12 protein-coding genes and 1 tRNA gene are annotated in these 15567 nt (G+C 56.3%); all 13 read right to left on the bottom strand.

Features of this window, described 5'->3' with window-relative positions; genetic code table 11:
• Positions 1-85: 85 nt before the first annotated feature.
• A complete protein-coding gene (fusA, locus tag MRS74_RS22690) occupies positions 86-2179 on the bottom strand; it encodes an elongation factor G (RefSeq protein WP_254582569.1) in 2094 nt (697 codons plus the stop codon).
• 15 nt (positions 2180-2194) lie between these two features.
• A complete protein-coding gene (gene rpsG, locus MRS74_RS22695) occupies positions 2195-2665 on the bottom strand; it encodes a 30S ribosomal protein S7 (RefSeq protein WP_020683899.1) in 471 nt (156 codons plus the stop codon).
• 142 nt (positions 2666-2807) lie between these two features.
• On the bottom strand, positions 2808-3182 hold the full coding sequence (gene rpsL / locus MRS74_RS22700) for a 30S ribosomal protein S12 (RefSeq protein ID WP_254582570.1): 375 nt from the start codon (positions 3180-3182) through the stop codon (positions 2808-2810).
• A gap of 165 nt (positions 3183-3347) precedes the next feature.
• Positions 3348-7601: a DNA-directed RNA polymerase subunit beta' gene (gene rpoC, locus MRS74_RS22705; protein ID WP_254582571.1), complete on the bottom strand. Its 4254-nt coding sequence runs from the start codon at positions 7599-7601 to the stop codon at positions 3348-3350.
• Positions 7602-7668: 67 nt separating this feature from the next.
• Positions 7669-11769 carry a DNA-directed RNA polymerase subunit beta gene (gene rpoB, locus MRS74_RS22710; protein WP_254582572.1) on the bottom strand — a complete coding sequence of 1367 codons (4101 nt, stop codon included), beginning with the start codon at positions 11767-11769 and terminating at the stop codon, positions 7669-7671.
• A 173-nt stretch (positions 11770-11942) separates the two neighbouring features.
• The gene (rplL, locus tag MRS74_RS22715) at positions 11943-12314 is read right to left on the bottom strand and encodes a 50S ribosomal protein L7/L12 (protein ID WP_254582573.1); all 372 of its coding nucleotides are present in this window, start codon (positions 12312-12314) and stop codon (positions 11943-11945) included.
• A gap of 64 nt (positions 12315-12378) precedes the next feature.
• Positions 12379-12873 (bottom strand): 50S ribosomal protein L10, encoded by a 495-nt coding sequence (gene rplJ / locus MRS74_RS22720; RefSeq protein ID WP_067386421.1) that lies wholly within the window; start codon positions 12871-12873, stop codon positions 12379-12381.
• A gap of 252 nt (positions 12874-13125) precedes the next feature.
• Positions 13126-13821: a 50S ribosomal protein L1 gene (gene rplA, locus MRS74_RS22725; RefSeq protein WP_254582574.1), complete on the bottom strand. Its 696-nt coding sequence runs from the start codon at positions 13819-13821 to the stop codon at positions 13126-13128.
• Positions 13821-14255, bottom strand: coding sequence for a 50S ribosomal protein L11 (gene rplK / locus MRS74_RS22730; RefSeq protein ID WP_254582575.1), 435 nt, complete (start codon positions 14253-14255; stop codon positions 13821-13823). Before rplK ends, rplA begins: the two co-directional genes overlap by 1 nt.
• Positions 14256-14363: 108 nt before the next feature.
• Positions 14364-14897, bottom strand: a complete 534-nt coding sequence (nusG, locus tag MRS74_RS22735; protein ID WP_254582576.1) for a transcription termination/antitermination protein NusG — start codon at positions 14895-14897, stop codon at positions 14364-14366.
• 13 nt (positions 14898-14910) lie between these two features.
• A complete protein-coding gene (secE, locus tag MRS74_RS22740) occupies positions 14911-15279 on the bottom strand; it encodes a preprotein translocase subunit SecE (RefSeq protein WP_254582577.1) in 369 nt (122 codons plus the stop codon).
• Positions 15280-15336: 57 nt separating this feature from the next.
• Positions 15337-15412: transfer RNA gene (locus MRS74_RS22745), tRNA-Trp, on the bottom strand.
• A gap of 63 nt (positions 15413-15475) precedes the next feature.
• Positions 15476-15567 (bottom strand): EF-Tu C-terminal domain-related protein (locus MRS74_RS22750; RefSeq protein WP_461607621.1); only part of this gene is annotated, 92 nt, incomplete at its 5' end.

Raw genomic sequence — 15567 nt, forward strand, 5'->3', positions numbered from 1 at the left:
CGATGGTGCCGACGTTTACGTGCGGCTTGTTACGTTCAAATGCTTTCTTACCCATAACGAATACCTCTTGATCAATTAGGCGTAATTATTTCTGGTTGATAACTGCTTCTGCAATGTTTGCAGGCGCTTCAGCGTAGTCATCAAACTCCATGGAGTAGGTCGCACGACCCTGGGTTGCCGAACGCAGATCGGTCGCATAACCGAACATTTCGCCCAACGGCACCTGAGCGCGAATAACCTTGCCACCGGTGGTGTCATCCATACCCTGAACGAGACCACGACGACGGTTAAGGTCACCCATCACGTCGCCCATGTAGTCTTCCGGAGTCACGACTTCGACTTTCATCATCGGCTCGAGCAGACAGGGGCTCGCTTCCTGAGCGTATTTTTTCAACGCCTGAGAAGCTGCGATTTTAAACGCCATCTCGTTGGAGTCAACCTCGTGGAAGGAACCGTCGTACAGACGAGCTTTCAGGCCAATCAGCGGGTAACCCGCGATGACGCCGTTCTTCATCTGCTCTTCGATACCCTTCTGGATCGCCGGAATGTATTCCTTCGGAATAGATCCACCTACGACTTCGTTGATGAACTCCAGACCTTCCTGATCGGACGGGCTGAACTCCACAACAACGTGGCCGTACTGACCGCGACCACCGGACTGACGGGCAAACTTGTGGTTTGCATCAACGGTTTTGCGGATCTTCTCGCGGTAGGCAACCTGCGGCTTGCCGATGTTGGCCTCAACCTTGAACTCGCGACGCATGCGGTCAACGAGGATGTCCAGGTGAAGCTCACCCATACCGGAGATAATGGTCTGGCCGGATTCCTGGTCGGTCTCAACGCGGAAAGAGGGATCTTCCTGGGCCAGCTTGCCCAGCGCGATACCCATTTTTTCCTGGTCAGCCTTGGATTTCGGCTCAACAGCAACAGAGATTACCGGTTCCGGGAACTCCATGCGCTCCAGAACGATACGATCGTCCGGGCTGCACAGGGTGTCACCAGTGGTAACGTCCTTCATGCCGATCAGTGCGGCGATGTCGCCTGCGCACACTTCCTTGATCTCTTCACGCTGGTTGGCGTGCATCTGCACCATACGACCGATACGTTCTTTCTTCGACTTGACAGAGTTGATCACGCTGTCACCGGAATTCAGAACACCGGAGTAGACACGAACAAAGGTCAGAGTACCAACGAAGGGGTCAGTGGCAATCTTGAACGCCAGTGCGGAGAAAGGAGCGCTATCGTCAGCGGCACGAACCGCAGGCGTAGAATCCTTGTCATCCAGAGTCCCTTCAATCGCCTTGACTTCGATCGGCGACGGCAGGTATTCGATAACCGCGTCCAGCATGGCCTGGACACCCTTGTTCTTGAACGCGGAACCGGCCAGCATCGGCACGATTTCGTTGTTCAGGGTACGGGCACGCAGACCAGCCTTGATTTCTTCGATGGTCAGCTCAGTACCTTCAAGGTACTTGTCCATCAGTTCGTCAGAGGCTTCAGCAGCCGCTTCAATCATCTGCTCGCGCATCTCTTCAGCACGCGCCTGCAGATCGGCAGGAATGTCTTCCAGTTCGTAGGTCATGCCCTGATCGGCTTCGTTCCACATGATGGCTTTCATGCGAATCAGGTCGACAACGCCCTTGAACTCGTCTTCAGCACCGATCGGCAGGTTGATCGGCACGGGAACAGCACCCAGACGCTTCTTCAGCTGGTCGACAACCATGTAGAAGTCAGCGCCGGCACGGTCCATCTTGTTGACGAATACCATGCGCGGAACTTCGTACTTGTTGGCCTGGCGCCATACAGTTTCGGTCTGCGGCTGCACACCTGAAGAGGCACACAGCACTACCACGGCACCGTCGAGTACACGCAGTGAACGCTCAACTTCAATGGTGAAGTCAACGTGTCCCGGTGTGTCGATGATGTTTACGCGATGCGGTTCGAACTGCTGGTTCATGCCCGCCCAGAAACAGGTCGTAGCAGCGGAGGTGATAGTGATACCACGCTCCTGCTCCTGCTCCATCCAGTCCATGGTGGCAGCACCGTCGTGCACTTCACCGATCTTGTGTGACAGACCTGTGTAGAACAGTACACGTTCGGTAGTGGTGGTCTTACCGGCGTCTACGTGTGCACAGATACCGATGTTACGGTAGCGTGCTATAGGAGTTTTACGAGCCACGACTCTATCCTCAGTTTAGAAACGATAGTGAGCAAAAGCCTTGTTGGCTTCGGCCATACGATGCACGTCTTCGCGTTTCTTAACAGCGGCACCACGACCTTCGGCAGCATCGACCAGCTCACCCGCCAGGCGCAGGGCCATGGACTTCTCGCCACGCTTGCGCGAGTACTCTACCAGCCAGCGCATGGCCAGAGCGTTACGACGCGACGGACGGACTTCAACAGGAACCTGGTAAGTAGCACCACCTACACGACGGGATTTAACTTCGACCATCGGCTGTACGGTTTCCAGTGCTTTCTCAAAGATTTCCAGCGGGTCAGCTTTGGTACGTTCCTGGATTTTATCAAGCGCACCGTAAACGATCTTTTCGGCGACAGATTTCTTGCCGCTGACCATCAGGTGGTTGATGAATTTAGCCAGAGTTTTGTTACCGAATTTAGGATCCGGCAGGATTTCGCGCTTTGCAGCGACGCGTCTTCTAGGCATTGATAAGCCCTCAATTCAAAAAAAGGTCTTCAGGTTAACTCAGGATATGCCGCTCATGCGGGTTCGCCTGACCTTACTCTTACCGTGTCCGGTCTAGCCCGATAGCCATTTGCGCTACAAAGCCTCGCCGTAATGACGACGATTAAGATTTAGGACGCTTGGTACCGTACTTCGAACGACCCTGTCTACGGTCGTTGACGCCGGAGCAGTCCAGAGCACCACGTACAGTGTGGTAACGCACACCCGGCAAGTCTTTTACACGGCCGCCGCGAATCAGCACGACAGAGTGTTCCTGCAGGTTGTGGCCTTCACCACCGATGTAGGAAGTCACTTCAAAACCGTTGGTCAGACGCACACGGCACACTTTGCGCAGCGCTGAGTTCGGTTTCTTCGGTGTAGTGGTGTATACACGAGTACATACGCCACGACGCTGCGGACAAGCCTGCAGAGCAGGAACGTCGCTTTTTTCAACAGCGCGTTTGCGTGGTGCACGCACCAGCTGGTTGATAGTTGCCATTAAGCAAACTCCACGTTTTCACGTATTAATGGATAAACACCAAAAAGCCGGAGCCATATATCCGTGCAAAATGCGTGAAGCACCCTGCTCGACAAATGGTCCCAGCACAAGAGGGGCCGGAATTTTAATCAATTCCGACCCCTATAGTCAATTACTGACCAAAAATTACTCAGAATCTGACAGCGAGGCGTTCAGTGCTTCGGTCAGCGCCTGCTGCACTTCTTCCGCACTCACGGTCGCTGTGCCGGGCTGAGTCTGGGCGGCACGCTTCTTGCGCTTGCGCTCGCGGTGATACGCCAGACCTGTACCGGCCGGAATCAGTCGGCCAACAACAACGTTTTCTTTCAGACCACGCAGGTAGTCTTTCTTGCCTGTTACCGCACCTTCAGTCAGTACGCGGGTTGTCTCCTGGAAGGAGGCCGCGGAGATGAAGGATTCGGTCGCCAGTGATGCCTTGGTGATACCCAGCAGCACTCGCTCGAACTTCGCCGGAATCTTGCCTTCGGCTTCCAGCGCGGCGTTTTCTTCTGCCACAGCGCTGAACTCGACCTGCTCACCCGGAATAAAGGTGGAGTCACCGGAGGTTACGATTTCGACCTTGCGCAGCATCTGGCGAACAATAACCTCGATGTGCTTGTCGTTGATCAATACGCCCTGCAGACGGTAAACGTCCTGGATCTCGGCGACGATGTACTTGGCCAGTTCACCGACGCCCAGAATGCGCAGAATGTCATGCGGGTTCGACGGACCATCGGAGATGACCTCACCCGTTTCAACCTGCTCACCCTCGAAGACGTTCAGGTTACGCCACTTCTGCATCATGATTTCGAACGGATCGCCATTGGCCGGCGTCAGCAGTATGCGACGCTTGCCCTTGGTTTCCTTGCCGAAGGTCATGACACCGGAGATTTCCGCCAGGATGGCAGATTCCTTCGGCTTGCGTGCTTCAAACAGGTCGGCAACGCGCGGCAGACCACCGGTGATGTCCTTGTTGACGCTGCCTTCCTGCGGAATACGCGCCAGTACATCACCCACAGCCACTTCAGCGCCGTCAGCCAGGTTAAGAATCGCCTTGGGCGGCAGCAGGTACTGAACCGGAGAATCGGTACCCGGGTGCATCATGTCGCTGCCGTCGGCATTGATCAGCTTGATCATAGGACGAATGTCCTTGCCGGCCTGCGGACGGTCCTTGGCTTCCAGTACGTCTATGGAAGACAGACCGGTCAGCTCGTCCTGCTGGCGCTTGACGGTAACGCCGTCGTCCATGCCGTGGAACTGCAGACGACCCGCGCCTTCAGTGATGATCGGATGCGTATGCGGATCCCAGTTGGCGACGATGTCGCCCGGATTCACCATGGCACCTTCCTTCACCTTGATCACGGCACCGTACGGCAGCTTGTAGCGCTCGCGCTCACGGCCGTGCTCGTCGGTCACACCCAGCTCGCCGGAACGCGATGTAGCGACCAGCTTGCCATCCAGACGTTCTACGAACTTCAGGTTATGCAGACGGACTTCACCGCCGTTCTTTACCTGAATGTTGTCAACCGCCGCCGCCCTGGACGCCGCACCACCGATGTGGAAGGTACGCATGGTCAGCTGGGTACCCGGCTCACCAATGGACTGGGCAGCGATAACACCAATGGCTTCACCGCGGTTAACCAGATGTCCGCGACCCAGGTCACGACCGTAACAGGCCGAGCAGATGCCGTGAGTTTCGTTACAGGTAATGGCAGAGCGCACCACGATCTCGTCGATCGAGGAGTAACGCTCGTCATTTTCCAGACGGTGTACCCAGGCTTCGTCGATCAGGGTGCCGGCGTCGATCAGCACATCCTTGCCCGTGGGATCCAGGATATCCTTGGCAACGACACGACCCAGCACACGATCACCCAGACGTACGACGACGTCGCCGCCTTCGATCAGCGGCGTCAGCAGCAGACCGTTTTCGGTGCCACAGTCTTCGTTGGTGATAACCAGATCCTGCGCCACGTCTACCAGACGACGGGTCAGGTAACCGGAGTTCGCCGTTTTCAGTGCCGTATCCGCCAGACCCTTACGGGCGCCGTGGGTCGAGATGAAGTACTGCAGTACGTTCAGACCTTCACGGAAGTTCGCGGTGATCGGCGTTTCGATGATGGAGCCATCCGGCTTGGCCATCAGACCACGCATACCCGCCAGCTGGCGGATCTGGGCGGCGCTGCCTCGGGCACCGGAGTCGGCCATCATGTAGACCGAGTTGAAGGATTCCTGAATCAGGTCCTTGCCTTCGCTGTCCTTGACGATCTCACCGGCGGCATCCAGTACCGGCTCGGTGCGCAGGTTATCCATCATCCGCTTGGCCAGCACTTCGTTGGCACGGGACCAGATGTCGATAACCTTGTTGTATTTCTCGCCCTGGGTTACCAGGCCGTCGGAGAACTGACGCTCGATTTCTTTAACTTCGCCTTCGGCTTCGTCGATAATCCGCCCTTTTTCATCCGGAATAACGAAGTCGTTCACACCGATGGACGAACCGGACACGGTCGCCTGACGGAAACCGGTGTACATCAACTGGTCGGCAAAGATAACGGTGTCTTTCAGACCACAGCGACGGTACGCCTCGTTCAGCAGCTTGGAGATCGCCTTCTTCTTCATCGACTGGTTAACCAGCGAGAACGGCAGACCCTTGGGAACGATGGCGAACAGCAAGGCACGACCAACGGTGGTCTCCTTGATCTCGGTACGCTCTTCGACGTTGCCTTCGATGTCGTTGATGACTTCGTGGATACGCACCTTGACGCGGGCCTGCAGGTCAACCTGCTTGGCGCCGTGGGCACGGGCCACTTCCTCGATGTCCGCGAAGGCCATGCCTTCACCCAGAGCGTTAACGCGCTCACGGGTCATCCAGTACAGACCCAGTACCACGTCCTGGGACGGTACAATGATCGGCTCGCCGTTGGCGGGCGACAGGATGTTGTTGGTGGACATCATCAGCGCGCGGGCTTCCAGCTGCGCTTCGATAGTCAGCGGTACGTGTACCGCCATCTGGTCACCGTCAAAGTCGGCGTTGTAGGCGGCGCAGACCAGCGGGTGCAGCTGGATGGCCTTGCCTTCGATCAGTACCGGTTCAAACGCCTGGATGCCCAGACGGTGCAGTGTAGGTGCGCGGTTCAGCAGTACCGGATGTTCGCGGATAACTTCGTCCAGGATATCCCAGACCAGCGGCTCTTCGCGCTCAACCATCTTCTTGGCAGCCTTGATGGTGGTGGCATAGCCACGCAGCTCAAGCTTGGAGAAGATGAACGGCTTGAACAGCTCCAGCGCCATTTTCTTCGGTAGACCGCACTGGTGCAGACGCAGGTACGGACCCACCACGATAACGGAACGACCGGAGTAGTCGACACGCTTACCGAGAAGGTTCTGACGGAAACGCCCCTGCTTGCCCTTGATCATATCGGCCAGGGATTTCAGCGGGCGTTTGTTGGAACCGGTGATGGCGCGGCCACGACGACCGTTGTCCAGCAGCGCATCGACCGCTTCCTGCAGCATGCGCTTCTCGTTGCGCACGATGATATCAGGCGCGTTCAGATCCAGCAGACGCTTCAGACGGTTGTTGCGGTTGATCACGCGACGGTACAGATCGTTCAGATCGGAGGTCGCGAAACGGCCGCCATCCAGCGGTACCAGCGGACGCAGGTCCGGTGGCAGCACGGGCAGCACGCTCATGATCATCCAGGCCGGGTTGTTGCCCGACTTGTAGAAGGATTCCATCAGCTTGAGGCGCTTGGAAAGCTTCTTGATCTTGGTTTCCGAATTGGTCGCCGGGATCTCTTCGCGCAGCTGCTGGATGGTTTCTTCCAAGTTAATGGACAGCAGCAGTTCCTGTACGGCTTCGGCACCCATACGGGCATCGAAATCGTCGCCGAACTCTTCCAGCGCTTCGAAGTATTGCTCATCGTTCATCAGCTGGCCGCGCTCAAGCGTGGTCATGCCCGGATCGATAACAACGAAGGATTCGAAGTAGAGCACGCGCTCGATATCGCGCAGCGTCATGTCCATCATCAGGCCGATACGGGACGGCAGGGATTTCAGGAACCAGATGTGAGCAACCGGGCTCGCCAGTTCGATATGACCCATGCGGTCACGACGAACCTTGGCCAGGGTGACTTCAACGCCACACTTCTCGCAGATCACACCGCGGTGCTTCATGCGCTTGTACTTGCCGCACAGGCACTCGTAATCCTTGACCGGGCCAAAGATCTTGGCGCAGAACAGGCCTTCGCGCTCGGGCTTGAAGGTACGGTAGTTGATCGTTTCCGGCTTTTTAACTTCACCGAATGACCAAGAGCGGATCATTTCCGGTGAAGCCAGGGAGATCTTGATCGAGTCAAACTCGTCAGACTGTCCCTGGGACTTCAGCAGATTCAGCAAATCTTTCATGTTCGGTGGCCCCTCGCGGAGTAGTGGGCAGGCGCGCGCAGCGCCCGCCACGTGATTGTGTTAATCCTTAATCGTTCTCAAGCTCGATATCGATACCGAGAGAACGAATCTCCTTGATCAGCACGTTGAAGGACTCCGGCATGCCCGGTTCCATCTGATGGTTACCGTCGACGATGTTTTTATACATCTTGGTACGACCATTGACGTCATCGGATTTGACGGTGAGCATTTCCTGCAGGGTGTACGCAGCGCCGTACGCCTCCAGGGCCCAGACCTCCATCTCACCGAAGCGCTGGCCACCAAACTGCGCCTTACCACCCAGCGGCTGCTGGGTAACGAGGCTGTAGGAGCCGGTAGAACGCGCGTGCATCTTGTCGTCTACCAGGTGGTTCAGCTTCAGCATGTACATGTAACCCACGGTCACCTTGCGGTCGAATTTCTCGCCGCTGCGACCGTCAAACAGGCTTACCTGACCGCTCTCATCAAGGCCTGCCAGACGCAGCAGGGTCTTGAGTTCGACTTCCTTGGCACCGTCAAACGCCGGTGTCGCGATCGGCACACCACCCTTGAGGTTGTGCGCCAGGTCGAGGATCTCGGCATCGCTGAAGTCTTCCAGACCTTCGTGGCGGCAGGCCTTGCCCGCGCCGTGATCACCGTTGTAGATCTCACCCAGGAAGGCACGCAGGTCCTTGACCTTCTCGGCCTTGGCACGCTCGACCTCCAGCATCTCGTTGATCTTGCGACCCAGCCCCTTGGCGGCGGCACCCATGTGGGTTTCGAGAACCTGTCCGACGTTCATACGCGACGGTACGCCCAGCGGGTTCAGTACGATGTCGACCGGCTCACCGTTCTCATCGTAAGGCATGTCTTCAACCGGCATGATAACGGAGATAACACCCTTGTTACCGTGACGGCCGGCCATCTTGTCGCCCGGCTGTACGTGGCGCTTGGTGGCGACGTATACCTTGACGATTTTCAGTACGCCCGGTGCCAGATCGTCGCCGGTCTGCAGCTTGCGTTTCTTGTCTTCAAAGCGCTTGTCGAGGTTCTCGCGACGCTCTTCCAGCTGCTTGCGCGCCAGTTCGAGCTGCTCGGATACGGCTTCGTCGGAAACGCGGATCTTGAACCACTCGGAGTGCTTGAGCGCACCCAGGAAGGACTCGGTGATTTCCTCGCCCTTGGCCAGACCGGCGCCACCGTCAGCCTTGAGGCCAACCATGACCTTGGCCAGACGTTCGAAGGTAGCCTGCTCGACGATACGGAATTCGTCGTTAAGGTCCTTGCGAATGGCGTTCAGCTCGCTCTTCTCGATGGACAGCGCACGCTCGTCCTTGGGCACACCGTCACGGATGAAGACCTGGACATCGATAACCTTGCCGATGGTACCGGTCTTGACGCGCAGCGAGGTGTCCTTAACGTCGGACGCCTTCTCACCGAAGATCGCACGCAGCAGTTTTTCTTCCGGCGTCAGCTGGGTTTCACCCTTGGGTGTTACCTTGCCGACCAGGATGTCACCAGGCCCGACTTCAGCACCAATGTGCACCACGCCGGACTCGTCCAGCTTGGCCAGCGCGGATTCACCGACGTTGGGGATGTCGGAGGTGATTTCCTCAGGCCCCAGCTTGGTGTCACGCGCCACACAGGTCAGTTCCTGAATGTGGATGGTGGTAAAGCGATCTTCCTGCACCACTCGTTCGGAGATGAGGATGGAGTCTTCGAAGTTGTAACCGTTCCAGGGCATGAACGCGATGCGCATGTTCTGACCCAGGGCCAGCTCGCCCATGTCGACAGACGGGCCGTCAGCCATGATGTCGCCACGCTGCACGATATCACCCGGGCGCACAATAGGACGCTGGTTGATACAGGTGTTCTGGTTGGAACGGGTGTACTTGGTCAGGTTGTAGATGTCGACACCGGCATCACCCGCCTGAACTTCGTCATCGTGCACACGCACCACGATACGGCCGGCATCCACCGACTCGATCTCGCCACCACGGCTGGCAACCACGCAGACACCGGAGTCGGAGGCAACATTGCGCTCCATGCCGGTACCCACCAGCGGCTTGTCGGCACGCAGTGTCGGTACAGCCTGACGCTGCATGTTGGACCCCATGAGGGCGCGGTTGGCGTCATCGTGCTCGAGGAACGGGATCAGCGATGCAGCAACGGAGACCACCTGACGCGGCGATACGTCCATGTACTGAATCTTGTCCGGCGCCATAACGGTAAATTCGTTCAGGTGGCGCACGGCAACCAGGTCGTCGACCAGGCGCTTGTTCTCATCCATCGTGGCCGAAGCCTGGGCGATGACGTACTTGTTTTCCTCGATCGCCGACAGGTAATCGATATCGTCGGTAACCTGACCGTCGATAACGCGACGATACGGTGTTTCAAGGAAACCGTAATCGTTAGTGCGCGCATACACAGCCAGCGAGTTGATCAGACCGATGTTCGGACCTTCAGGGGTCTCGATCGGGCAGACGCGGCCGTAATGGGTCGGGTGTACGTCACGGACTTCGAAGCCGGCGCGTTCACGGGTCAGACCGCCTGGGCCCAGTGCGGAGACACGACGCTTGTGCGTGATCTCGGACAGCGGGTTGTTCTGGTCCATGAACTGGGACAGCTGGCTGGAACCGAAGAATTCCTTCACCGCCGCCGCAACCGGCTTGGCGTTGATCAGATCCTGCGGCATCAGGTTCTCGGACTCTGCCATGGACAGACGTTCACGCACGGCGCGCTCAACGCGGACCAGGCCGACACGGAACTGGTTCTCGGCCATTTCGCCGACGGAACGGATACGACGGTTACCCAGGTGGTCGATGTCATCAACAACGCCATTGCCGTTGCGGATATCGATCAGGGTTTCCATAACCGCAAGGATGTCTTCCTTGCTCAGTACGCCAGGACCTGTAATCTCGTCACGGCCCAGTCGACGGTTGAACTTCATGCGGCCTACGCCAGACAGGTCGTAGCGCTCGTCGGTGAAGAACAGGTTCTCGAACAGGGACTCGGCAGACTCTTTGGTCGGCGGCTCGCCCGGGCGCATCATGCGGTAGATTTCGACCAGTGCTTCGATCTGGCTGCGGGTGCTGTCGACACGCAGCGTCGCAGAGATGAACGAACCGCAATCCAGGTCGTTGGTGTACAGGGTTTCGAAGGCAGTCAGACCCACGGCACGCATCTTGTTCACCAGATCTTCGGTGATTTCGGCGTTACACAGGGAGATGACTTCACCGGTGGCCGGATCAACGACGTCTTTCGCCATTGCCTTGCCCACCAGGTATTCCATCGGAACTTCCAGCTCGGTCATACCGGCCTGCGCCATCTTGCTGATGTGACGCGGGGTAATGCGGCGGCCCGCTTCGACGACCACATTGCCTTCGGGATCCTTGATCTCGAACGACATGGTTTCGCCGCGCAGACGCTCTGGCACCAGCTCCATGCGGATGCTGTCGTCGCTCAGGGACCAGGTAGTGTTGTTAAAGAAGATATCCAGGATTTCTTCTGTCTGATAACCCAGAGCACGCAGCAGAACGGTCGCAGGCAGCTTGCGGCGACGGTCAATACGTACGAACAGGTTATCCTTGGGATCGAATTCGAAGTCCAGCCAGGAACCGCGGTAAGGAATGATACGCGCGGAGTACAGCAGCTTGCCGGATGAATGGGTCTTGCCCTTGTCGTGGTCAAAGAACACGCCAGGTGAGCGGTGCAACTGGGAAACGATTACGCGCTCAGTACCGTTAACGACAAAGGTGCCGTTATCAGTCATCAGCGGCATTTCGCCCATGTAGACTTCCTGCTCTTTGATATCCTTGACCGCTTTGGTGCTGGATTCGCGATCATAAATCACTAGGCGCACTTTGACTCGCAAGGGTGCGGCATAGGTCACGCCACGCATCTGGCATTCTTTTACATCAAAAACCGGCTCACCGAGACGATAGGTCACATATTCCAGCGCAGCGTTGCCGGAATAGGACTGGATCGGGAATACGGAATTGAATGCAGCGTGCAGACCTTCTTCGCGACGCTCGCCGGCTTCTCCACCAAACTGCAGGAATCGACGGTAGGAATCGAGCTGGATAGCCAGCAGGTAAGGCACATCCATGACTTGTGGCAGCTTGCCAAAGTCCTTGCGGATGCGTTTCTTCTCAGTATATGAATAAGCCATCAGTGTTCCCCAGCATGTGCACCAAGTTGCGAACCAGCCCAGAAGGGGTCCTTCCAGTCTGTATCACCGTCATTTATTTGCTGTCTATAAATAACGGAAAAAGGCCGGTGGCGATTCGCCACCAGCCATAGCACTTTGAACAGCTTTCAGCCGCTCTGAATGCATAGACGCTATTACTTGAGCTCTACAGCGGCGCCAGCTTCTTCCAGCGCTTTCTTCAGCGCTTCAGCGTCGTCCTTGCTCAGGCCTTCCTTAACGGTAGAAGGAGCGGTATCAACCACTTCCTTGGCTTCTTTCAGGCCCAGGCCTGTAGCAGCGCGAACAGCCTTGATGACGTTAACTTTCTTGTCGCCAGCGGCGGTCAGAATAACGTCGAATTCAGTCTGCTCTTCAACAGCGGCAGCAGCGTCGCCAGCCGGGCCAGCCATAACGGCAGCTGCAGCAGATACGCCGAACTTTTCTTCCATAGCGGAGACCAGTTCAACAACGTCCATTACAGACATTTCAGCGATTGCGTTGAGGATATCTTCTTTAGTCAGAGACATGATTCAGTTCCTGAAAATCTGGAGCGTTTGCTCGTAAAATCGGTTAACAAAGCTGCTGAGAAACTCAGGCAGCTTCCTGTTCTTTCTGCTCGCGTACGGCGGCGATGGTACGTACCAGCTTGCCGGCTGCGGCTTCTTTCATGCAGCTCATCAGCTTGGCAAGGGCTTCATCGTATGTCGGCAGGCTTGCCAGCATCGCGATGTCTACCTTGTTGCCTTCAAAGGCAGCAGCCTTCAGCTCGAACTTGTCATTGCCCTTGGCGAACTCACGCAGAATGCGCGCACCGGCACCCGGGTGTTCGTTGGAGAACGCAATGATAGTCGGGCCAACGAAAGTGTCTGCGAGACACTCGTAGGCAGTACCTTCGATCGCACGGCGGGCCAGGGTGTTACGCACAACCTTCAGCCATACGCCATTGTCACGAGCCAGCTGGCGAAGTTCTGTCATCTTCCCAACGGTAACACCGCGGGAATCGGCCACGACGGCCGACAGAGCATTCTGAGCAGCTAGCTGGACATCGGCAACGATCGCCTTTTTGTCTTCTAGTCCTAATGCCACGATAAACTCCTGGATTGAGTCTTTCGACTGTTTACCAACAACCGGGATCTGTCATGCAGAGCCCGGCTTGAGCACGGTGGTTTTATAGATCCAAGGTTTGAATCTCACCGTCTGCGCAGGCCGGCAAACCATTAAGGTATATCCTTGCACCGACAACTGACTGGCACAGGTCATACCACCTGCGGTCTTTGACGGCCTTCGTATCTGTTTACCAGGTCACGAAGACCCTCAAAAAACCTTTTAAGGGGTGACTTAAACGCTCAGGGAAGCCTGATCGATAGTCAGACCCGGGCCCATGGTAGTGGACAGGGTCACTTTCTTCACATAGACGCCTTTGGAAGAAGCCGGCTTCAGCTTTTTCAGGTCAGCGATCAGTGCTTCGATGTTTTCTTTCACGGAACCGGCAGCGAAGTCGGCCTGGCCTACACCAGCGTGAATGATGCCGTTCTTGTCAGTACGGAAACGTACCTGACCGGCCTTGGCATTCTTGACAGCCGTTGCGACGTCCATGGTTACGGTGCCAACCTTCGGGTTAGGCATCAGACCACGCGGGCCCAGGATCTGACCCAACTGACCGACAACACGCATGGCATCAGGCGTAGCGATAACAACACCGAAGTCCAGATTACCGGCCTTGATGGAGTCTGCCAGATCGTCAAAACCTACGATATCAGCGCCGGCAGCCTTGGCTTTCTCGGCATTTTCGCCCTGGGCGAAAACAGCAACACGTACAGTCTTGCCAGTACCGTGCGGCAGTACGGTGGAACCGCGTACAACCTGGTCGGATTTACGCGGGTCAACACCCAGATTGATAGCAACGTCTACGGACTCTTTGAACTTCACAGTGGAGAGTTCAGTCAGCAGAGCAACGGCTTCGTCGATTGCATACTGCTTGGTCGCTACGACTTTTGCCTTGATTGCTTTCTGACGCTTGGACAGATTAGCCATTATTCATCACCCTCTACAACAAGACCCATGCTGCGCGCAGAGCCCGCGATGGTGCGAACGGCTGCATCCATGTCACCGGCAGTCAGATCCGGCATTTTGATGGTGGCAATCTCTTCCAGCTGAGCACGCGTCACGCTACCGACTTTATCGGTGTTCGGACGACTGGAGCCGCTTTTCAGGCCCGCTGCTTTTTTCAGCAGAATAGCCGCCGGAGGCGTCTTGGTGATAAAGGTAAAGCTGCGATCGCTGTATACAGTGATAACAACAGGAGTCGGCAGACCGGGCTCGATACCCTGGGTCGCGGCGTTGAACGCCTTGCAGAATTCCATGATGTTAACGCCGTGCTGACCCAGCGCAGGACCGACTGGCGGGCTCGGGTTAGCCTGACCAGCTTTTACCTGCAGCTTGATATAAGCATTAATCTTCTTAGCCATTAAGCTACTCCTTCAGGGTTCAAGCGCCTTGCGGCTCCCCATTCTCGACAATGGAAAGCCCCGGCTGCGTAAACACAACCAGGGCAATCCGAATTCAAAGAGGTCTGATCAGGCCTTTTCGACCTGAGCAAATTCCAGCTCTACAGGTGTGGAGCGACCAAAGATCAGCACCGCCACGTGGAGCCTGTTTTTCTCGTAGTTGACCTCTTCCACCACACCGTTAAAGTCGGCAAAGGGACCATCCACAACACGTACCATTTCGCCCGGCTCGAAGAGAGTCTTCGGCCGCGGCTTGTCGACACCACTTTCGACGCGACGCAGAATCTCCTGCGCCTCTTTTTCGGTGATAGGTGCCGGTTTGTCGGCGGTACCGCCGATGAAACCCAATACACGCGGCGTATTCTTGACCAGATGCCACGCTTCGTCTTCCATGTCTATCTGAACCAGCACGTAGCCCGGATAGAACTTGCGCTCAGACTTGCGCTTCTTGCCATCACGAATTTCGATGATTTCCTCGGTCGGAACCAGGATGTCACCGAATTTATCCTGCATGTTGTAAAGCTCAACCCGCTCTTTCAGCGAGTTCATTACACGCTTCTCGTAACCGGAGTACGCATGGACGACATACCAACGCATTGCCATACAAAAAAACTCCTTAACCGATTACACCAGACACAAACCAACCCAGAAGCGAATCCAGACCCCATAACAGGAGCCCGACAATCAGCACCACCACAACAACCATCAGAGTCGTCTGCAGGGTTTCCTGTCGCGTCGGCCAGACCACCTTGCGGATTTCGGTCTTGGCTTCCTTGAACAGGCTAAAAAACGACCTTCCCTTTGCAGTATTTAACGCTACAAATCCAGCCAGCAAAGCCAGCACTATCAGCGCAACAGCGCGATAGAACAGTGACTGATCGGAAAACACGGAGTTCCCAACCACACCCGCCGCTACCACCAGGACAACGACAAGCCACTTAAGGCCATCGAATTTTGATTCCACAGGGACTGCTTTAGAGATCACTTTGTAGCCTCAGCTAAGATAAGCTTGCGCTAATTTGACGCCACTTCCGATTGAAAGTGGCAGGCCAGGAGGGACTCGAACCCCCAACCTGCGGTTTTGGAGACCGCTGCTCTGCCAATTGAGCCACTGGCCTACTGCGTAATAGGGACGCGAATTATATGCCCGCCCCTACCACTTGGCAACACCTAATTTTCAATTAGGCGATGATTTTAGCTACAACGCCGGCACCAACAGTACGGCCGCCTTCGCGAATCGCGAAACGCAGGCCTTCTTCCATGGCGATCGGGT

This window comes from Marinobacterium sedimentorum (assembly GCF_024267675.1).
In the GTDB taxonomy this organism is placed as follows: Bacteria; Pseudomonadota; Gammaproteobacteria; order Pseudomonadales; family Balneatricaceae; genus Marinobacterium_A; species Marinobacterium_A sedimentorum.